Below are 21,022 nucleotides of genomic sequence, written 5' to 3' on the forward strand. Positions count from 1 at the left end.
GCCGGCCAGTGAGCCCTCGGGGAGGAAGCTCAGAACTTCACGCCGATCCCGGCGAACACGCTGGTGCCGCTGCGCGTCTCGTTGTGCAGGCGGTGGTAGATGCTGTTGAACTGCACCTCGGTCTCGTTGGTGAGGTTGATCGCATCCAGCGTCAGCCGCACCCGGTCGGTCAGGTTGAAGAACGCCGCCGCGTCGACATAGACGGTGCCGTCGAAGCCATCCTTGCTGGCCGCGTTCTTGCCGTCATAGGCGGTGCGCAGATACGACGACCGGTAGTTCAGCGAGCCGCGAATGCCCCAGCGCTTGGTCTCGTAGTAGAGCGTGGCGTTGGCATTGGTGTTCGACAGGCCGGGGATCGGGCTGTCGACGCCCTTGTTCGGCGCGTTCGAATCCAGCAGCGTCAGGTTGGCCGACGTGCCCAGCTTGTCGAACGGGGCGGGCAGGAAGGTGAAGTTGGTCTGCGCGGCCATCTCCACGCCCGTCACATAGGCCTTGGCGAGGTTCACCGGCTGGGTGAATTCGGCAACGATCGTGCTGGCGGTGGCACCCGCCACCATCGAGGTCGGCAGGCCGGTGGTGCTGTAGGGGACGTTCAGCAGCGTCTGGCTGGCAACCAGGTTGCTGATGTCCTTGTGGAACACCCCCAGCGAGACGAGGCCGATCTTGCCGAAATACCATTCGGCCGAGGCTTCGATCGCATTGTCCTTGTACGGCTTGAGGTTGGGATTGCCGATGCTCGCGGTGATCTTGCCATTGTCGGCATTGGCGCTGCCCGCCGCCGCGACCGAGCTGAGGCCCGGGCGGTTGATGTTCTTGGCCGCGGCGACGCGCACCAGGAAGCTCGGCGTCACCTCCAGCACGGCGTTCAGCGTCGGCAACACGCCCGAATAGTGCGCGCTGGTGACGTTGGTGCCGATCGGCGTGTCGCTGCTGTTGGTGACGAACCCGGTGCTGTCGAGGTCGGTGAAGTACGCCCGCAGGCCGATATTGCCGCGCAGGCGCATGCCGCCCAGCGGCGCGTTCCATTCGAGCTGGCCATAGCCCGCCGTCGTTGCCTCGATCACCTTGTAGGTGTTCTCGATGTCGGTCGCGCCGGCGGTGGTGTGCGATGCGTTGTAGGTGGCGAACGCCTTGGCATAGTCACCGGTGATCCAGCTCGCCGCCTTGTTCTGGGTGAAGACGACGGCATAGGGCGTGACCGGCGTGCCGGTGAAGGTGCGGAACTTGCTGTCGTTATACACCTCCGAGCCCGAGGTCTCGTAGCGGCGGTAGCTCGCACCGGCACGGAGGGTGAACACGTCGCTCAGCTTGAGCGCGGCGTTGCCCACGCCTTCCTTCAGGCTGGTCTTGTTCCAGAATTCGCGGAAGTAGAATTCCTTGAACTCGTACTTGGACGGATCGGTGGTGTTCCAGCGATAGACGTTGCTCGCGCTGGTGCCGTCGGCCGCATAGGTCGTCGTCATGCCGCCATAGGCGCGCAGGTACAGCTTGTCGTCGTACGGCGTGGTGTACTTCGAGTCCTCATAGCCGACATGGCCGTCGAAGGTGAGGCTGTCGCTGGCGTCCCACTTGCCGGTCAGCGCGATCTGGTTGAACTTGTTCTTGTTGAGCGAACGGCGATGCTCGCTGGCATAGGTGACGTTGTCGACGCTGATCGCATCGACGAAGTTCGTATTGTCCCAGTGGATCGTGTTGATCTTCGAGCTGGTGTCGAAGATCACCGAGCCCGAGGTGTTGTTGGGCCGCGTCGCCAGGTGATATTCGTCGCGGTGGGTGGTGAATTCACCGTGCAGGCCGTCGATCGTGAACAGCAGGTTGTCGGCCGGGCGCCACTGGGTGGCGAGCGTCAGACCGAGGCGCTCCTGCCGCGCGTCCCACACCGACAGGCGGTTGCCCGAAGCGAACACGAGGTCGCCCGACTTGAACTTGGCCTGCTGGTCCGCTGACAGCGCCGAGATGTCGAGGCCCTTGGTCAGGTAGCTGGCGATCTGGCTCGCGCTCAGCTGGGTCGGCGAGTAGGTGTTATAGCCCTGTTCCTCGGTCTTGCGCTTCGAATAGGCGACCGAGAGGAGGATGCCGAAGCGATCGCCCCAGTTCTGGCTGAGCATCGCGGCGACGCGCGGCTGGGCATCCTTGGTGAAGCTGTTGGTGCCGACCTTCGCCGAGATCGCGCCCGACAGGCCCTGCTTCTGCTCGAGCGGCTTGGCGGTGAACAGGCCGACCGTGCCGGCCATGCCGCCTTCGGCCTGCGATGCCTGGTAGCTCTTCTCGACCTCGACGCGCGAGAAAAGTTCGGACGCGAAGATATTGAAATCGAACGCACGATCGCGCGAGCGCTGGCCGCGGCTGTCCATTGCCGAATCGACATTGCCGAGCACTTCCATGCCATTCAGCTGGACGCGGGTGAAGTCCGGTCCCAGGCCGCGCAGCGTGATGCGGCGGCCCTCGCCGGCCTCGCGGTTGATCGCCACGCCCGGCAGGCGCTGGATCGATTCTGCCAAGTTGAGTTCCGGGAACTTCGCCATGTCCTCGGCGACGATCACGTCCTTGGCGATGTTCGCGGTGCGCTTCAGCTCGCGCGCCTTGGCGAGCGAGGCGACATAGCCGTTGACGACGATCTCGTCCGGCCCCTGGCCGGATGCGGCGACGTCCTGCGCGGCGGCTGCCATCGACAGGCAGCTCGCGCCCATGGCCAGCGCGGCAAGCGCCGCGCGGTGCGTGAATCCCATTATGCCCTCCCTGTGGTGTGTGGGGGCGCCTGCCCTGGCTGCCCCGCCGCGGCGCCTAGGGAGGGTTCATGACGCTGATGTGACATTGAATGTTGTTTTATGTGATTTTCAGCACATTAATGTGAGTTTCAAGGCCACGGCAACCTTGCTATGCAGGTAGTCATGGAGCGCTTGGAATCCCCCGCGCGGGCCGCAGCCGGCCGCGCCAGCCAGAATGCCCGGCTCGAAACGCTGCTCGCGCTGCTGGAACAGCGTGCGCACTGGTCGATTGCCGAACTGGCCGAGCGGTTCGACGTCTCCGAGGAGACGATCCGCCGCGACGTGCGGCAACTGGAGCAGGCCGGCCGGGTGCAGAAGATCCATGGCGGCGTGTGCCTGCCCGGCGGCACGTTGGAGCCGCCCTATCGACAGCGGCTGCGCGAACAGGCCGAGGCCAAGCAGCGTATCGCCGAATGCGCGCTGGCGCTGGTGCGCCCGGGCATGACGCTGATGCTCGATTCGGGCACGACGACGCTGGGGCTCGCCCGCCTGCTGGCCGGCATGCGCGATCTGACGGTGATCACCAACAGCATGGAAATCGCGGCCGAGGTGCTCAAGCATCCCGGCCAGCGGCTGTTCGTCGCCGGCGGGGCGGTGGATCCGGATTATCATGCGGCCTTCGGCAGCGAGCCGATCGACTATTGCCGCCAGTTCGCCCCGGACCTGACCGTGCTTTCGATGGGCGCGATCGACGCGGCACGCGGCTTTCTCGATTTCGACGTGGGGGAAGCCGCGTTCAAGCGCAGCCTGTTGCCGCAGGCCCGGCGCGTCGCGGTGCTGTGCGACGCGACCAAGTTCCACAAGCCGGGCTTCGTGCACGTCGCCGGGTTCGGAGACGTGCACGATCTGGTGACCGATCAGGCGCCGCCGGACGATATCGCAGCGGCAGCGGCGGCGGCAGGAACGACGGTGCACCTGGCCTAGGGCCTAGGGCCCCGGGCCGCCGCCCTATCCTCCCCCGTCTCGAGGAGGACAGGGCCTGGCTCATGCCGCCTGTTCGGTAACGAACAGCGCCTTGAGATCCTTCTTGAGGATCTTGCCATTGGCGTTGCGCGGCAGCGTCGATTCCGAGAAGCGGATCGCCACCGGCACCTTGAACGCCGCGATCCGGTCGCGGACAAAGGCCTGCAGCTCCGCCTCGCTCGCCGCGGTGCCGGGGGCAAGGTGGACCACCGCCACCGGCTCTTCGCCCAGCGTGCGATGGGGAATGCCGATCAGCGCGGCATCGGTCACCGCGGGGTGTGCGTAGAGCACGTCCTCCACCTCGGACGAGTAGATATTCTCGCCGCCGCGGATGATGATGTCCTTGGCGCGGTCGACGATATAGAGGAAGCCCTCCTCGTCCAGCCGCGCCAGGTCGCCGGTGCGCACCCACCCGTCCTGAAAGGTGGCCGCGGTTGCCTCGGGCTTGTTCCAATAGCCCTTCACGATCATCGGCCCCTTGGCCCAGAGCTCGCCCACCTCGCCGACCGGGAGTTCGCGGGCGCCGTCCGTGTCCATGATCTTGAGCTCGGCGACCGGTACGGCCGGGCCGGCGCTGGTCGGGCGGGCAAGATAGTCCTCGCCGGTGTGGTGGGTCACCGTCGCCATCGTCTCGGTCATCCCCCAGCCATTGCCGGGGAGCGCGCCGAACTCCTCATGGATGCGCTTGACCAGTTCGGGTGCCGAGGGCGCGCCGCCATAGGAAATCGTCTCGAGGCTGGAGAGATCATAATCGTGCCGCTCGGGATGCTCGAGCAGCTGCCAGGCGATGGTCGGCACGCCGCCGGTCTGGTTGACCTTCTCGCGCTGGATGATCTCCATCGCCTCGATGGCATCCCAGCGGCGCATGAACACCACCGTGCCGCCCGCCGCGATCAGCGTCATCAGCCCCGCGCTGCACGCGGTGACGTGGAATAGCGGGATCACCAGCAGGCCCACCTTGTAGGGCGGTGCGGGCGGCGGCATCTCGCCCCGGCGGAGCATCGCGCGCGCCACCGAATAGCCCGAGGTGAGGATGTTGGTCATCAGGTTGCGGTGCGTGCCCACCGCGCCCTTGGGATTGCCGGTGGTGCCGCTGGTGTAGAACAGCGTGACATCGTCGTCCGGCGCGATCGCCACCTCGGGAAAGGCGATGTCGGCCAGCGCCGCCCAGCTGTTGCAGGGGCCGAGGATCGATTCGAGCGCGACCACCTCGCCCTCCAGCGGCGAGCAGGCGCGGCTGACCACCACCCGTTCCAGATCGGGCAGCGCGGCATAGCAGTGCTTCAGCCGCTCGTGCCGCTCGCCGTCGACGAACAGCAGCTTCGCGCCCGAATCCTTCATGCCATATTCGAGCTCGGCGCCGGTCCACCAGGCGTTGAGCGGCACCAGGATCGCGCCGATGCTGACCGCCGCGAAGAAGATCGTCGGCCATTCGGGAAGGTTGCGCATCGCGAGCGCGACGCGGTCGCCCTTCACGACCCCCTGTGCCTGCATCCAGGACGCGAGATGACAGGTCGCACGATAGTTCGCTTCGTAGCTGACCCGCTCGTCCTGGTAGATGGTGAAGGGCCGATCGCCATAGCCGCGCGCGAGCCGGGCAAGGATCGCGGCGTTGGGCGGGCTGTTCTTCCACACCCGGGTAGGGATGCCGCGAATCTCCACCGTCTCCATTTCGAACTTGGCGCCGGGGGCGGTGAGCAGTGCATCGACGGCGGCCAGCGGGGCCTTGGGCCAATCCGCGGGCAAAGGCACGATCGGTTCGAGGGTCAAGGCAGCTCTCTCCATCGAATTCTGAACTTTGGGTTTGGCGCAAGCACCAACCTGTCCCCACGTTAGTGTTGATTTGTCGCCCGCTCAAGGCAATAGAAAGCAGGCACCCGCGAGAAGGTGCATTGCACGTGTTTCGAACGAGAGGTATGCCGCAAGCGATGGAAGTCGACGACCCGATCGCGCATGGATTCGATGGCCACCGGCTCGCCCGGATCGATGCCTTTGTGCAGGCGCGCTATCTCGATTCCGGCAAGCTGCCGCACGCCCAGCTGCTGATCGCGCGCGACGGCCGAATCGTGCACTTCTCGCACCAGGGCGCGGCACGCGAGGGCGGCGCGCCGGTCGACGACTCGACGCTGTTCCGCATCGCCTCGATGACCAAGCCGATCACCAGCCTCGCCTTCATGATGCTGGTGGAGGAAGGGCTGGTCGCGCTCGACACGCCCGTCCACCATGTCCTGCCCGAGCTGAAAGGCGTGGGCGTCTATGCCGGGGGCGGCGGCGGCGTGCCGTTCCTGACCCGGCCGACCGCGCAGCCGATGCGGATGGTCGACCTGCTCCGCCACACCTCGGGCCTCACCTACAGCTTCCAGAACCGCACCAATGTCGATGCGGCGTATCGGGAAGGCCGGATCGAGAGCTGGCACGGCAACCTGACGCTCGACGAATTCGTCGCGGCGCTCGGCACGCTCCCGCTCGAATTCTCGCCGGGCGAGGAGTGGAACTATTCGGTCTCCACCGACGTGCTGGGCGCGGTGGTGCAGCGGGTTTCCGGCCTGTCGCTGGACCGCTTCTTCGCCGAGCGGATCTTCGCGCCCCTCGGCATGCACGATACCTTCTTCCAGGTTCCGCAAGACAAGATCCACCGCCTTTCCGACTGCTGGACGATGCAGGAGGGCAAGGGCCGGGTGCTGTACGATCGCGGCGAGGCCTCGGCCTGGGCCCGCTTCCCCAGGCTGGTCTCGGGCGGCGGCGGGCTGGTGTCGAGCGCGCTCGACTATCATCGCTTCAACACCATGCTGCTGAACCGCGGCGCGCTGGACGGGGTGCGGATCGTATCGCCCAAGACGATCGACCTGATGACGACCAATCACCTGCCCGGCGGCAGCGACCTGGCCGCCATGTCGCGCGCGCTGTTCAGCGAGGCGACGAACGCCGGCACCGGCTTCGGGCTGGGCTTCGCGATCAACCTGGACGTCGCCAAGACGCTGATCCCGGGCTCGGTCGGCGAATTCTACTGGGGCGGCATGTTCTCGACCGCCTTCTTCGTCGACCCCGTCGAGCGCATCTCCATGGTGTTCATGACCCAGCTTTCGCCGTCGATGCTCTACCCGATCCGGCGCGAGCTGAAGACGCTGATCTATTCGGCGCTCACCCGATGAGCGCCCCTCACCCCCGCCCGGCCCCGGCCGGAACTGCGAACTAGGAGTTCGATTGCATGTCCGTGATTACCACCAGCCGTCAGGGCGATGTCCTGATCCTCACCTCCGACAATCCGCCGGTGAACGCGCTCGGCGCGGCGGTGCGGCAGGGGCTGCAGGCCGGCATCGAGGAAGCCAAGGGTGACGACAGCATCAAGGCGGTCGTCATCATTTGCGCCGGCAAGACCTTCTTCGCAGGCGCCGACATCACCGAGTTCGGCAAGGCGATGGCCGAGCCGTCGCTGCCGGTGCTGGTCGACCAGATCGAGGCGCTCGACAAGCCGGTGATCGCCGCCGTCCACGGCACCGCGCTCGGCGGCGGCTGCGAGGTGGCGCTGGCGTCGCACTATCGCATCGCGGTGCCCTCGGCGAAGTTCGGCCTGCCCGAAGTGAAGCTGGGCATCCTCCCCGGTGCGGGCGGCACCCAGCGCATGCCGCGCGTCGCCGGCGTCGAAGTCGCGCTGGAGATGGCGACCAAGGGCGATCCGATCTCGGCCACCCAGGCCAAGGACGCCGGCCTGGTCGACCGGCTCGCGGGCGAGGACAGCCTGCTCGCCGACGCCGTCGCCTTCGCGAACGAAGTGGTCGGCCAGCCGGTCTCGCGCTCCAGCGAGCGCCCGGTCGCCGTCGATGCGGAGACCTTCGCCAAGTTCCGCGCGACCAACGCCAAGCGCTTCCGCGGGCTCGACGCGCCGAACACGATCATCGACATCATCGAGCAGACCGCCGGCAAACCCTATGCCGAAGGCGTCCAGGCCGAGCGCATGGGCTTCATGAAGCTGATCATGGGCCAGCAGTCGGCAGCGCTGCGCCACATCTTCTTCGCCGAGCGCAAGGCCGCCAAGATCGACGGCATCGCCGACGACATCCAGCTGCGCGACATTCGCCGCGTGGGCGTGATCGGCGCCGGTACGATGGGCGGCGGGATCAGCATGAACTTCCTCTCGGCGGGCGTGCCGGTGACCATCGTCGAGATGGCACAGGACGCGCTCGATCGCGGCACGAGCGTCATGCGCAAGAATTACGAGGCGACCGCCGCCAAGGGTCGCATGACCGCCGAGCAGGTCGAGAAGGCGATGGGCCTGCTCAAGCCGACGCTCAACTTCGACGATCTCGCCGAGTGCGACCTGATCATCGAGGCCGTCTATGAGAGCATGGACGTGAAGAAGGACGTGTTCGGCCGGCTCGACAAGATCGCCAAGCCGGGCGCGATCCTCGCCTCGAACACCAGCTATCTCAACATCGACGAGATCGCCGCCAGCACCAGCCGCCCGCAGGACGTGGTGGGGCTGCACTTCTTCTCGCCGGCCAATGTGATGAAGCTGCTCGAGATCGTCCGCGGCGCCAAGACCGCCGACGACGTGCTGTCCACCGCGATGGCGCTCAGCAAGAAGATCAAGAAGGTCGCGGTGATCGCGGGCGTCTGCTACGGCTTTATCGGCAACCGCATGCTGATGCCGCGCCAGGTGGAAGCCACCAAGATGCTGCTCGAAGGCGCCACGCCCGAGCAGATCGACAAGGTCCATGTCGCCTTCGGCATGCCGATGGGGCCGTTCCAGATGGCCGACCTTGCCGGCGTCGACATCGGCTGGCACCGCGATCCCAACCGCATCGAGAACATCCGCGACGCGCTCGCCGCCGAGGGCCGCTGGGGCCAGAAGAAGGGTGCCGGCTTCTACGACTATGACGAGAAGCGCCAGCCCTCGAACAGCCCGCGCGTCGCCGAACTGATCGAGGAATGGCGCGGCAAGCTGGGTGTGCCGAGCCACGAGATCACCGAGGAGGAGATCGTCGTCCGCACGCTCTACACCATGGTCAACGAAGGCGCGCTGATCCTCGCCGAGGGCATGGCCCAGCGCGCGAGCGACATCGATGTGGTCTGGGTCTATGGCTATGGCTGGCCCCCGTACCGGGGCGGGCCGATGCTCTGGGCCGACACCGAGGGCCTGAAGAAGATCGTCGAGGGTCTCGAGAAGTACGGCTTCGAAGTCGCCCCGCTGCTCCGCGAGAAGGCGGAGAAGGGCGAGAAGTTCAACCGGTAACCTGATGCCTTCCCTCTCCCGCCTGCGGGAGAGGGAGGGAGCGGCCGCAAGGCCGCGGAAGGGTGAGGGTGCGTGAGGTAAGACGCAGAGTCACCCTCACCCTCCCCACGATACACTCCTCCCCGGCACGGGGAGGGGGACCAGCCGCAGGCTGGTGGAGGGGCGGCGGACGCAGTCCGCCGTCTGCGACGGCGGCCCCTCCACCACCGTCTTCGGCGGCGGTCCCCCTCCCCGTACCGGGGAGGAATTTGGGAGAGGATGATGACGCAGGATCTCGACACGTTCCGCAGCGAAACCCGCGCGTGGCTGGAGGCGAACTGCCCGCCCGCGATGCGCGAACCGATCCGGTCCGAGAAGGACATCGTCTGGGGCGGGCGCAATCCCGACTGGGCGCATCCCGACCAGAAGCTCTGGATGGACCGCATGGCGGAACGCGGCTGGACCGTGCCCGACTGGCCGACCCAATATGGCGGCGGCGGGCTCTCCCCGGCCGAGACCAAGATCCTGCGCGAGGAAATGAAGCGGATGGGCGCGCGCACGCCGCTCAACAGCTTCGGCATCTCGATGCTCGGCCCCGCGCTCCTGAAGTACGGCACCGAGGAACAGAAGCTCGAGCATCTGCCTAGAATCGCCCGCGGCGAGATCCGCTGGTGCCAGGGCTATTCCGAACCCAATGCCGGCTCCGACCTTGCCGGCCTCCAGACCTGGGCCGAGGATGCCGGGGACCATTATGTCGTCAACGGCCAGAAGGTGTGGACCAGCTATGCCGACAAGGCCGACTGGATCTTCTGCCTGGTCCGCACCAGCAAGGAGGCCAAGCAGGGCGGCATCAGCTTCGTGCTGTTCGACATGGCCTCGCCCGGCGTTTCGACCAAGCCGATCCTGCTGATTTCGGGCTACTCGCCGTTCTGCGAAACCTTCTTCGACAATGTGCGCGTGCCCAAGTCCCAGCGCGTCCACGACGAGAACAAGGGCTGGGACGTCGCCAAGTACCTGCTCGGCCATGAGCGCGAGATGATCTCGGGCATGGGGCTGGACCGGGCGGGCGGCAACCCGCTGATCGAGGGCGCAATCGCAACGGTTGGCCTAGACGACCAGGGCCGGCTCGCCGATCCGATCCTGCGCGCGCAGATCGCCTTGTTCGAGGTACGGATGCGCGCCTTCTCGGCGATGTCCGAGCGCTTCCTCGACGAGCTCAAGGCCGGCCGGGCGCACCCTGCCCAGCCGAGCATGATGAAATATGTCGGCACCGAACTGAACAAGCAGCGCCACGAACTGATCATGGCGGCGGGCGGATCGGATGCGCTGGAGTGGGAGAGCGACGCCTCGGCCAAGGGCGCCAGGCCCCGGGCGTGGCTGCGGACCAAGGCCAATTCGATCGAGGGCGGGACGAGCGAGATTCAGCTCAACATCGTCGCCAAGCGAATCCTCGAACTGCCGGGCTGAGGCAGGTCCGTCGCCCCAGCGAACGCTGGGGCCTCCCGCCGCGGACGAACCGCCCGTGATACCAGATGCCAGCGCTCGCTGGCAGGACGACCGGAAGAGCAGCCGATGCCCCTGTACCTCAACGACGAACAGACGATGCTCCGCGACACCGCCCGCGACTTCGTAGCCGAACATGCTCCCGTCCGCCACCTGCGGGCGCTGCGCGACGCCAAGGATGCCACCGGCTTCAGCCGCGACCTGTGGAAGCAGTTCGCCGAGATGGGCCTCACCGGCATCCTGATCCCCGAAGCCTCGGGCGGCCTGGGTCTCGGCCATGTCGAGGCGGGCGTGGTGCTGGAGGAGATCGGCCGCAATCTCACCCCCTCCCCTTTCCTCTCCACCGCCGTCGCCGCGGTCGAGGCACTGAAGGGCACCGCCCATGCCGATCGCTGGTTCCCCGGCATCGCGGCGGGCGACGCGGTGATCGCGATCGCGCATGACGAGAAGGCCAAGTTCGGCCGCGCCGTCGCCCTCAAGGCCGAGCGCGCCGGCAACGGCTTCCGTCTGAGCGGCACCAAGCGCTTCGCCCATCATGCCCATGCGGCGGACCTGATCCTCGTGTCGGCGCGCACCGCCGGCAGCGACACCGACGCGGCAGGCATCACCCTGTTCGTGATCGACCCCAAGGCGGCGGGCCTCGATCTCCGCCCCGAACGCCTAGCCGATTCCAGCCTTGCCGCACATGCCAGCTTCGACGGCGTCGAAGTCACCGCCGACGCGGTGGTCGGCGAGATCGACGGTGGCGCCGATCCGCTCGGCCGGCTGCTCCGCGCTGCCGGTGCCGGCGCGTCCGCCGAACTGCTCGGCGTCGGCGCAGGCGCGAGCGACATGACGCTCGGCTATCTCAAGGAGCGCAAGCAGTTCGGCACGCTGATCGGCAGCTTTCAGGCGCTCCAGCACCGCGCCGCGCACCTCTACAGCGAGCTGGAGGTCGCCCGCGCCGCGACGCTCAAGGCGCAGCAGTTGCTCGATAGCGGCGAGCCCGCCGACGAGGCGGTGGCGATCGCCAAGGCGATGACCGGGCTTGCCACCACGCTTGCGGTGCAGGAGGGTATCCAGATGCATGGCGGCATCGGCATGACCGACGAATATGATATCGGCTTCTACATGAAGCGTGCCCGCGTGCTCGCCGAAATGTTCGGCGACTCCAACTATCACGCGAACGCGCTCGCGGAGGCCGCCGGCTACTGATGACCGATCCCAAATCTCCCGAAGACCTGGTTGCCGCCCTCACCGCGCTGCTCGACGTCGAGACGCTCGACACCGACCTGTATCGCGGCGCCCGCCAGCCGGGTGGCGTCGGCCGGGTGTTCGGGGGGCAGGTGATCGCCCAGGCGCTGCAGGCGGCGCAGCGCTCGGTGGAGGACGGCAAGGTCGCGCATTCGCTCCATGCCTATTTCATGCGGGCGGGGGACGAGGATTACCCGATCCTCTACCGGGTCGTACGCGATTTCGAAGGGCGCAGCTTCGCCAATCGCCGGGTGATCGCGATGCAGAAGGGCAAGCCGATCCTCAACATGGCAGCCTCCTTCCACACGCCGGAGGACGGGCTGCACCATCAGGACGCGATGCCCGACGTGCCGCCGCCGGAGGAACTGCGCTCCGAGGCCGAACTGCGCGAGCAGATCCGCGACCAGATCCCGGAGAAGTTCAAGCGCTTCTTCCTGCGCGCCCGGCCGATCGAGATCCGCCCGGTCCACCCGCGCAACTGGTTCCAGCCCGAGCCGCGCGAGCCGCGACAATATAGCTGGTTCCGCGTCGTCGCGCCGCTGCCCGACGAGCCTGCGCTCCACCGCGCGATGCTCGCCTATGCCAGCGACATGACCTTGCTGGGCACCTGCATGCTGCCCCACGGCGTCAGCTGGATGAGCGGCCAGGTGCAGACCGCCAGCCTCGATCATGCGCTGTGGATGCACGAGCCGTTCCGCTTCGACGACTGGCTGCTCTATGCAACCGACAGCCCCTGGGCCGGACACAGCCGCGGGTTCAACCGCGGCAGCATCTATGCGCGCGACGGGCGCCTGGTCGCGAGCGTGACGCAGGAAGGGCTGATCCGGGCATCGGATCGCACCTGATTGCTCCACTTTGGCGCAATCTCCTTACGGATACGAAATAATAGCGCTTGATACTTCACGATTCGTGCAGCTATCCCCCGGCCGGGAAGTCCGGGGAACAGCTCAATGCGTTATGGCGCACTTGCGATTGCCGCGCTGTCTTGCGCGTGCCTGCCGGCTGCCGGTGGACTGCATGCGCAGACGCTGGAGGACGCCGTGCTCGAGCGGATCAATGCGGTGCGCGCCAACCCGCGGGCCTATGCCGACCAGCTTCGCGCCTATCGCAGCTATTTCGACGGTGAGATCGTCTATCTACCCGGCGACTATAACGGCGTGCTGACCAAGGAAGGCGCCGCGGTCGTCGACGAGACGATCGCCTTTCTCGAGCGCCAGCCATCCTTGCCGCCGCTGGCGCCGGCGCAGGTGCTGACGCTCACCGCCGCGGACTATTCGCGCGAACAGGGCACCCTGGGCGCGCGCGGCCATGTCGGCGCGGACGGGAGCCAGCCGGGCGAGCGGGTGAAGCGCCATGGCGGCGGAATCTTCGTCGGCGAAGCCATCGCCTATGGCTCCAACGATGCCGAGGAGGTCGTCCGCCAGATGGTGGTGGACGACGGCGTGCCGGATCGCGGCCATCGCAAATTGCTGTTCGACAAGAATTTCCGCTTCGCCGGCATCGGCTGCGGACCGCATGCCCGGATGGACCATATCTGTGTGGTCGATCTCAGCGCCACGCCCGATGGCCGCGCGGTCCGCGTCCGCTACGCGCTGCAGCGCTGACCGGCACGGCCGCTCACTTCCGCCCGAACAGCTTCTCGATGTCGCCATGTGCCAGCTTCACCCAGGTGGGGCGGCCATGGTTGCACTGGCCCGAATGCGGGGTGACCTCCATTTCGCGGAGCAGCGCATTCATCTCGGCGACCGAAAGGATGCGGCCGGCGCGCACCGAGCCATGGCAGGCCATGGTCGCGGCAACATGGTCGAGCCGTTCCTTCAGACTGAGCGCCTCGTCGAAGCTGGCGAGTTCGTCTGCCAGATCGGTGACGAGACCGTGGATGTCGCCGGTGCCGAGCGCCGCGGGCACCGCGCGCACCAGCATCGCGCGCGGGCCGAAGCGCTCCAGCTCCAGCCCGAAGGCGCGGAGCTCCTCGATGCGGGCCTCGAGCCGATCGCAGCCCGGCTCGTCGAGCTCGACCACTTCGGCAAGCAGCAGTGCCTGGGAGGGCACGGTGCCGCCCGCCATGGCGCGGCGCATCCGCTCCAGCACCAGCCGCTCGTGCGCGGCGTGCTGGTCGACCAGGACGAGACCGTCCTCGGCTTCGGCGACGATATAGGTCTTGGCGACCTGGCCGCGCGCGACGCCGAGCGGGAAGTCGGTGGCGAGCGGGGCCTCGTGCCGCGCGGGCTCGGCGCGCGCATGGGGGGCCGCGGCGAAGAAAGTGCCGGAATCGCGCACGACGCCGGAGTAGCTTCTTAGCCCAACCCCTTCAGGAGCGTCAGGTGAACCGCGCCCCGCGCGGTTCAGGTCCGCCTGGGAGGCGGACCAGCCTGACGCTGGGTTGGGTTGGGGCCGTGTCTCACCGAGACCAACCAATGGTCTGGACTCGCTCCACCCCAACCCCTCCTCCAAGGAGGAGGAGTTAGGTGAAGGAACACCCCCCTGCTGCCACAAGCCCAGCGCCGCGTCGCTCGGCCGTTGGACGCTGCGGTGCCCCGCGGCATCGAGCGCCCGCCGCAACCCGCTGACGATGAGCCCGCGTGCCAGCGCCGGGTCGCGGAACCGCACCTCGGTCTTGGCGGGATGGACGTTCACGTCGACCACCTCGGGCGGCACGTCGAGGAACAGCGCCACCACCGGATGCCGGTCACGCGCCAGCATCTCGGCATAGGCGCCGCGCACCGCGCCGACGAGCAGCCGGTCCTTCACCGGCCGTCCGTTGACGAACAGATATTGGTGATCCGCCACGCCGCGGTTGAACGTCGGGATGCTCGCCACCCCGCCGAGCACCAGCCCCTCGCGCTCGAAGTCGATCGCGACGCTGTTCTCCTGCAGCGCGCGATCGGTGAGCGCCGCCACCCGCGCCGGTCGGCTCTCGCCGCCCTGCACGCTCAGCACGCGGCGGCCGTCATGCTCGACCGAGAAGGCGATATCCGGCCGCGCCATCGCCAGCCGCTTCATCCCGTCGAGGCAGGCGGCATATTCCGCCCGGGTCGAGCGCAGGAACTTGCGCCGTGCCGGCACCCGGCCGAACAGCGCCTCGACCCGGACCCGCGTGCCGGGCGGCAGCGCGGCCGGCCCCTCGGCGACCCGCGCGCCGTTATCGACCGTCAGCGACCAGCCTTCGGCGCCGCGTACCCGGCTTTCCAGCGTCAGCCGCGCGACGCTCGCGATCGAGGGCAACGCCTCGCCGCGAAAACCGAGCGTCGCGACGTGCTCGATATCGTCGGTCGGCAGCTTGGAGGTCGCATGCCGCTCCAGCGCCAGCGCCATTTCGGCGGGTGCCATGCCGCAGCCATCGTCGATCACTTCGATCAATTCGATGCCACCGCCGGCCAGCTTCACGGTGATCCGTGTCGCACCTGCGTCGATCGCGTTTTCGACCAGTTCCTTCAGCGCGCTGGCAGGGCGTTCGACCACCTCGCCGGCTGCAATACGATTGACAAGATGTTCGGGCAGGCGGCGTATTGACATGGCATTCGCTGTAGCCCAAGCGACGGCCTCCCGCGACCCGCATCCGCATGGCACCAGGCCGGATTTTCCTCCGTCCCGGCACGGGTTCGGGCCAAACATTTTGTGCGAGCAGCCGGACGGGGGGCGCCCAACCGGCAGGACGGATCAATCAATGGCTTTCTCCCGCATTTTCAAATTCATGTCCCACGACATGGCGATCGATCTGGGTACGGCGAATACCGTGGTGTATCTGCGCGGGCGCGGCGTCGTGCTCAACGAGCCGTCGGTCGTGGCGGTCGAGACGCTGAACGGCGTCAAGCGGGTGAAGGCGGTTGGCGACGACGCCAAGCTGATGATGGGCAAGACGCCGGGTTCGATCGAGGCGATTCGTCCTCTGCGCGACGGCGTGATCGCCGACATCGACGTCGCTGAAGAGATGATCAAGCACTTCATCCGCAAGGTGCACGGGCAGCGCCGCTTCATGCGCTGGCCGGAGATCGTGATCTGCGTGCCGTCGGGCTCGACCTCGGTCGAGCGCCGCGCGATCCGCGATGCCGCGTCGAACGCCGGTGCCAGCCAGGTTTGGCTGATCGAGGAGCCGATGGCGGCCGCGATCGGCGCCGACATGCCGGTGACCGAGCCGATCGGCTCGATGGTCGTCGATATCGGCGGCGGCACCACCGAAGTCGCGGTACTCAGCCTGCGCGGCCTCGCCTATTCCACCTCGGTCCGGGTCGGCGGCGACAAGATGGACGAGGCGATCGTCTCCTATGTCCGCCGCAACCACAATCTGCTGATCGGCGAGGCCACCGCCGAGCGGATCAAGCAGGAAGTCGGCGTCGCCAAGCCGCCGGTCGACGGCATCGGCAAGACGATCCACATCAAGGGCCGCGACCTCGTCAACGGCGTGCCCAAGGAAATCCAGATCAACCAGGGCCAGATTGCGGAAGCGCTGTCCGAGCCGGTCAACACGATCGTCGAGGGCGTCCGCATCGCGCTGGAGAACACCGCGCCGGAGCTCGCCGCCGACATCGTCGACCAGGGCATCGTCCTCACCGGCGGCGGCGCGCTGCTGCAGGGGCTGGACGAGGTGCTGCGCGACGAGACCGGCCTGCCGGTCACCGTCGCCGAGGATCCGCTGACCTGCGTGGCGCTGGGTACCGGCCGCGCGCTGGAGGATCCGATGTTCCGCGGCGTTCTCCTCCAGGTCTGACGAAAGGCCAACGGCGATGGCGCCGCCACGGAATCGGCGCCCGGGGTTCTCGCGACGGGCGCAATATGGGCTGTTCTTCAGCTATGTGGCGGCGATCAGCCTGTTGCTGGTCGGCGGGGCGCTCGTGCTCGTCTCGCGCTACAATCCGCACCTGTTCGCCGCGCTCCGCAGCACCGTGGCGGAGGTGACCACGCCGGTGTCCTCGGGGCTCGATACGGTCCGACGCGGCATCGGCAGCGTGCCGGAGGCGATCGGCAGCTATTTCGGCGTGCGCGGCGAGAATGCCCGCCTCAAGCGCCAGATCGAGGCCGAACATGCCGCGCTCCAGCGCGCGCTGGGCCTGGAACGCGAGAACCAGCGCCTCCGCCTGCTGCTGAAGGCGCGCGACGCGACGCCGGAGACGATCGTCGTCGCGCGGCTGGTCAACTCCTCGGCCTCCAGCACGCGGCGCTATGCGACGCTCAACGCGGGCAGCTGGCAGCGTGTCGGCCAGGGCCAGCCCGTGCGCGACGGTGCCGGGCTGATCGGCCAGGTCGTCGAAGCCGGCCCCAACGCCGCGCGCGTCCTCCTCGTCACCGATCCGGACAGCACCATTCCCGTCCGCCGCGCGAGCGACGGCCTGCCCGCGATCGTCACCGGCAAGGGCGACGGCTCGCTCGACGTGCGTGCTGCCAATGCCGCCGCCAACCCGTTCCGCACCGGCGACCTGCTGGTCACCTCGGGCACGGGCGGGGTTTTCCCGCCCAATATTCCGCTGGGCCGCATCACCACGGTGGGGCGTGACAGCGCGACGGCGGCACCGGCGAGCAATCCCGATCTCGCCGATTTCGTGATGGTGCTGCGCGTGTTCCTGCCCGAGCCGGCACCGCCGCCCCAGCCCTTCCCCACCGCCACGTCCAAGCCCAAGGGCAAGTGATGGCGCTGGACCTGCAGCCGATGGGTGTGCAGCCGCCGCGCCCCCGGGCGCGCTGGCTGGCGCCGCTGTCGATTGCGCTCGCCTCGCTGCTCACCATCCTGCCGCTGGTGGTGACCGTGCCCCTCTTGCCGCCCTTCGGCCTGCTGATGCTGCTCGGCTGGCGGCTGTTGCGACCGGACGCGCTGCGCGTGTGGGTGGCGGCGCCGCTCGGGCTGTTTGATGATCTGCTGAGCGGCCAGCCCTTCGGATCGGCGATGTTCCTGTGGATGGCATGCATGTTGATCATCGACGTGCTAGAGACGCGCATCGTGTGGCGAAACTTCTGGCAGGACTGGCTGATTGCCGCGGGCGCGACCGCGTTCGTGCTGATCGCGGGGCGCTTCATCGCCTCCCCCATCTCGGCCAAGGTCGATGCGGCGCTGCTGCTGCAGGTGGGCGCCTCGGCGATGCTGTTCCCGCTCGCCTCGCGGCTATGCGCCTGGCTGGACCGCGACGTGGTGAAGGCCTGAGCCATGGTGCGCGTGACCGAAGCCGCCCAGACCTACAGCTTCTCCCGCCGCGCCGTGGTGCTCGGCGGCGCGCAGGGTGCGGTGGGCATGGTGCTGGCCGGGCGGATGGCCTGGCTGTCCGTGGTCGAGAACGAGCAGTACAAGCTCAAGGCCGAGAGCAACCGCGTCAACAACACGCTGATCCCGCCCCGGCGCGGCTGGCTGCTCGATCGGACGGGCAAGCCGCTGGCCAGCAATCGCACCGATTTTCGCGTCGACCTGATCCCCGACCGAATCGTCGACAAGGACAAGCTGCTCGCCGAGCTGACCCGGCTGCTCAACCTCACGCCCGAGGATCTCGCCCGGATCGACACCGACCTCAAGCGCGCCGGTGGCTTCCGCCCGGTGCAGGTGGCGGAGAACCTCGACTGGGACCGCTTTGCCGCCGTGTTGGTCCGCCAGCCCGAGCTGCCCGGTGTCGCGCCGACGCGCGGCTATGCCCGCCATTATCCGCTGGGTGCGGGCGTCGGCCATCTGATCGGCTATGTCGGGACCGCGTCTGCCGAGCAGTTCAAGGCGGACAAGGATCCGCTGCTCGTCACCCCCGGCTTCAAGCTCGGCAAGGACGGGCTGGAGAAAACGCTCGACCACCGCCTGCGCGGCAAGCCCGGCGCCAAGCGCGTCGAGGTGACCGCGCACGGGCGGCCCGTACGCGAACTCGAAACGCGGACCGACACGCCGGGCGAGAGCATCAAGCTCACCATCGATTCCGGCCTGCAGGAATATGTCGCGCGGCGGCTGGGCACCAATTCGGGCTCGGCGATCGTGATCGACGTGGCGAGCGGCGACATCCTGTCGATGGTGTCGATGCCGGCCTATGATCCGAACAGCTTTTCCGACGGCATCAGCCAGCTCGAATGGAAGATGCTGTCCGAGGACGATCACGTCCCCTTGATGAACAAGGTCCTGCAGGGCCTCTATCCGCCCGGCTCCACCGTCAAGCCGATGAACGGCCTGGCGCTGATGGCGGCCGGCGTGAGCCCGAACGAGCGGGTGTTCTGCTCCGGTGCGCTGCGCGTCGGCAATGGCGTGTTCCACTGCCACAAGAAGGGCGGGCACGGGCCGCTCGACCTCAAGAACGCGATCATGCAGAGCTGCGACATCTATTTCTACGAGATGGTCCGCCGCGTCGGCTATGATGCGATCGCGCCGATGGCGAAGATGCTGGGCCTCGGCCAGAAGTTCGACATGCCGTTCACCACCCAGCGCTACGGCACCGTCCCGGACAGCGCCTGGAAGCTGAAGAAATACCATCATCCCTGGACGGTGGCGGACTCGCTCAACGCCTCGATCGGCCAGGGCTATGTGCTCGCCAACCCGCTGCAGCTGGCGGTGATGGCCAGCCGGCTCGCCTCGGGCAAGATCCTGGTGCCGCGCCTGCTCGCCAACGGGCCCTCGGGTGCGCAGCCCTTGCCGGTGAGCGCCGAGGATCTCGCCGTCGTGCGCGAAGCGATGTACGGCGTGATCAATGGCGGCGGCACCGGCGGCGCGGCACGGATGTACGTCCCCGGCGTCGCGCTGGCGGGCAAGACCGGCACCGCGCAGGTCCGCCGCATCACCATGGCCGAGCGCCGCGCCGGCGTGCTCAAGAACGGCGCGCTGCCGTTCAAGATGCGCGACCACGCGCTGCTGGTGTGCTTCGCGCCGCACGACAATCCGAAATATGCCGCCGCGATCGTGCTCGAGCACAACGGCCACACCATCCGCAATCTCGACACGCCGCTGATCGGCCGGGACATCATGACCTATCTGTTCGATCGCGACCAGGCGATGAAGACGCTCGCTGAAGTCGAGCCGACTTGGGGCGGCGACTATACGACGCGGATGGCGGCCCAGTCGGCGGCCTTCCGGGACGCACAGGCCGCGCCGCCGCCGCCCGCGCCCGAGGATACCGAGGAAGCCGCGAGCAGCCTCGCCGACCAGGCCGCCAACAGCACCGCCGACTCCACGAAGCGCGACGTGGCGCCCACCGGCAGCGTGGAAGGCGACTGATGGCACGCCCCGGCAACGGCATCGTCCCCACCCAGGTCGCGCAGCTGCCGTGGAAGATCCTCTTCCTCGTCATGGCGATCGGCGCCTTCGGGCTGGTCGTGCTCTATTCGGCGGCGGGCGGCAGCATCCGGCCCTGGGCGATCAACCAGGGCACCCGCTTCTTCCTCTTCCTCGCGGTCGCGATCGGCATGTCGCGCGTGCCGGTGCGGATCTGGTCGCAATGGTCGCTGCCGGTCTATGCCGGGCTGGTGGTCGCGCTGCTGGGGGTAGAGGCGCTGGGCAAGGTCGCGGGCGGCAGCCAGCGCTGGATCAGCCTGGGCGGCTTCCAGTTCCAGCCCTCCGAGCTGATGAAGCCGATGATCGTGCTGGCACTCGCGCGCTTCTACGAGATGCTGCCCGCCAGCGAGACGCGCAAGTTCGTGGCGATCTGGCCGGCCGCATTGCTGATCGGGGTGCCGGCGCTGCTGGTGATCGCCCAGCCCGATCTCGGCACCGGGCTGATGATCACCGGCTGCGGCGTGATGGTGGTGTTCCTGGCCGGCGTGCCGCTGCGGCTGTTCATCGCCGGCGCGCTGGCGGTGGCGGTGGCCGCCCCCCTCGCCTTCAACTTCGTGCTGCACGATTATCAGCGCAACCGGGTGCTGATCTTCCTCGATCCCGAGCGCGACCCGCTCGGCACCGGCTATCACATCACCCAGTCCAAGATCGCGATCGGTTCGGGCGGCATCTTCGGCAAGGGCTTCCTGCAGGGCACGCAGAGCCATCTCGACTATCTGCCCGAGGGCCAGACCGACTTCGCCCTGGCGACGATGATGGAGGAATGGGGGCTGGCCGGCGGCGTGTTCCTGATCCTCGCCTTCGGTGCGCTGATCGCCTGGGGCATCGGGGTGGGCATGCGCGCCAAGACCCGATTCGGCCGGCTGACCGCGGCAGGCCTCTCCGGCACGATGTTCCTCTATTGCTCGATCAACATGGCGATGGTGATCGGCCTGGCACCGGTGGTGGGCGTGCCGCTGCCGCTGATCAGCTTCGGCGGCACCGCGGTGATGACCTTCATGCTGTGCCTGGGCGTGCTGCTCTCGATCGACCGCGACAGCCGCACCAAGACGCGCTGGTGATTTTTTCACTTTTGGGGTTTACAACCCGCAAGAGGCGACGCTAAAGGCGCGCCTCCGAAGC

The 21,022-nt window shown here is 67.7% G+C and carries 15 protein-coding genes; 12 read left to right on the top strand and 3 right to left on the bottom strand.

Annotated features, from left to right (window positions below; all coding sequences use genetic code 11):
• Nucleotides 1-29: 29 nt before the first annotated feature.
• Nucleotides 30-2,729, bottom strand: coding sequence for a TonB-dependent receptor (locus tag OIM94_RS06105; protein WP_264609197.1), 2,700 nt, complete (start codon nucleotides 2,727-2,729; stop codon nucleotides 30-32).
• A gap of 162 nt (nucleotides 2,730-2,891) precedes the next feature.
• Between OIM94_RS06105 and OIM94_RS06110 the strand changes: the two genes are divergently transcribed.
• Nucleotides 2,892-3,692 carry a DeoR/GlpR family DNA-binding transcription regulator gene (locus tag OIM94_RS06110; RefSeq protein ID WP_264609198.1) on the top strand — a complete coding sequence of 267 codons (801 nt, stop codon included), beginning with the start codon at nucleotides 2,892-2,894 and terminating at the stop codon, nucleotides 3,690-3,692.
• Nucleotides 3,693-3,752: 60 nt separating this feature from the next.
• Here OIM94_RS06110 and OIM94_RS06115 read toward each other — a convergent pair whose 3' ends face one another.
• Nucleotides 3,753-5,501: a class I adenylate-forming enzyme family protein gene (locus OIM94_RS06115; RefSeq protein WP_264609199.1), complete on the bottom strand. Its 1,749-nt coding sequence runs from the start codon at nucleotides 5,499-5,501 to the stop codon at nucleotides 3,753-3,755.
• Nucleotides 5,502-5,659: 158 nt separating this feature from the next.
• On the opposite strand from OIM94_RS06115, the gene OIM94_RS06120 reads away from it, so the two are divergent.
• The 6 genes from OIM94_RS06120 (at nucleotide 5,660) to OIM94_RS06145 (ending at nucleotide 13,283) form a co-directional block, all read left to right on the top strand.
• The gene (locus OIM94_RS06120) at nucleotides 5,660-6,883 is read left to right on the top strand and encodes a serine hydrolase domain-containing protein (protein WP_264609200.1); all 1,224 of its coding nucleotides are present in this window, start codon (nucleotides 5,660-5,662) and stop codon (nucleotides 6,881-6,883) included.
• 56 nt (nucleotides 6,884-6,939) lie between these two features.
• A complete protein-coding gene (locus OIM94_RS06125; RefSeq protein ID WP_264609201.1) occupies nucleotides 6,940-8,964 on the top strand; it encodes a 3-hydroxyacyl-CoA dehydrogenase NAD-binding domain-containing protein in 2,025 nt (674 codons plus the stop codon).
• Nucleotides 8,965-9,225: 261 nt separating this feature from the next.
• The gene (locus OIM94_RS06130; RefSeq protein WP_264609202.1) at nucleotides 9,226-10,410 is read left to right on the top strand and encodes an acyl-CoA dehydrogenase family protein; all 1,185 of its coding nucleotides are present in this window, start codon (nucleotides 9,226-9,228) and stop codon (nucleotides 10,408-10,410) included.
• Nucleotides 10,411-10,515: 105 nt separating this feature from the next.
• Entirely contained in the window at nucleotides 10,516-11,640 is a 1,125-nt protein-coding gene (locus tag OIM94_RS06135; protein WP_264609203.1) for an acyl-CoA dehydrogenase family protein, read from the top strand.
• The gene (locus OIM94_RS06140) at nucleotides 11,640-12,524 is read left to right on the top strand and encodes an acyl-CoA thioesterase (protein ID WP_264609204.1); all 885 of its coding nucleotides are present in this window, start codon (nucleotides 11,640-11,642) and stop codon (nucleotides 12,522-12,524) included. Before OIM94_RS06135 ends, OIM94_RS06140 begins: the two co-directional genes overlap by 1 nt.
• A gap of 105 nt (nucleotides 12,525-12,629) precedes the next feature.
• Complete coding sequence (locus OIM94_RS06145; RefSeq protein WP_264609205.1) at nucleotides 12,630-13,283, top strand: CAP domain-containing protein; 654 nt, start codon at nucleotides 12,630-12,632, stop codon at nucleotides 13,281-13,283.
• A gap of 13 nt (nucleotides 13,284-13,296) precedes the next feature.
• Here OIM94_RS06145 and mutL read toward each other — a convergent pair whose 3' ends face one another.
• Nucleotides 13,297-15,195, bottom strand: a complete 1,899-nt coding sequence (gene mutL / locus OIM94_RS06150; RefSeq protein ID WP_264609206.1) for a DNA mismatch repair endonuclease MutL — start codon at nucleotides 15,193-15,195, stop codon at nucleotides 13,297-13,299.
• A 151-nt stretch (nucleotides 15,196-15,346) separates the two neighbouring features.
• Here mutL and OIM94_RS06155 point away from each other — a divergent pair, with 151 nt between their 5' ends.
• From OIM94_RS06155 to rodA, 5 genes are read left to right on the top strand one after another with little or no spacing between them, the layout of a single operon-like run.
• Nucleotides 15,347-16,387: a rod shape-determining protein gene (locus OIM94_RS06155; protein ID WP_264609207.1), complete on the top strand. Its 1,041-nt coding sequence runs from the start codon at nucleotides 15,347-15,349 to the stop codon at nucleotides 16,385-16,387.
• Between the two features lie 16 nt (nucleotides 16,388-16,403).
• Nucleotides 16,404-17,303 carry a rod shape-determining protein MreC gene (gene mreC / locus OIM94_RS06160; protein ID WP_264609208.1) on the top strand — a complete coding sequence of 300 codons (900 nt, stop codon included), beginning with the start codon at nucleotides 16,404-16,406 and terminating at the stop codon, nucleotides 17,301-17,303.
• Entirely contained in the window at nucleotides 17,303-17,812 is a 510-nt protein-coding gene (gene mreD, locus OIM94_RS06165) for a rod shape-determining protein MreD (RefSeq protein WP_264609209.1), read from the top strand. Before mreC ends, mreD begins: the two co-directional genes overlap by 1 nt.
• 3 nt (nucleotides 17,813-17,815) lie before the next feature.
• A complete protein-coding gene (gene mrdA, locus OIM94_RS06170) occupies nucleotides 17,816-19,843 on the top strand; it encodes a penicillin-binding protein 2 (protein WP_264609210.1) in 2,028 nt (675 codons plus the stop codon).
• The gene (rodA, locus tag OIM94_RS06175; RefSeq protein WP_264609211.1) at nucleotides 19,843-20,961 is read left to right on the top strand and encodes a rod shape-determining protein RodA; all 1,119 of its coding nucleotides are present in this window, start codon (nucleotides 19,843-19,845) and stop codon (nucleotides 20,959-20,961) included. The genes mrdA and rodA overlap by 1 nt, the downstream gene beginning before the upstream one ends.
• Nucleotides 20,962-21,022: the final 61 nt, after the last annotated feature.

Origin of the sequence: Sphingomonas sp. R1 (genome assembly GCF_025960285.1) — a bacterium.
Lineage (GTDB): Bacteria > Pseudomonadota > Alphaproteobacteria > Sphingomonadales > Sphingomonadaceae > Sphingomonas.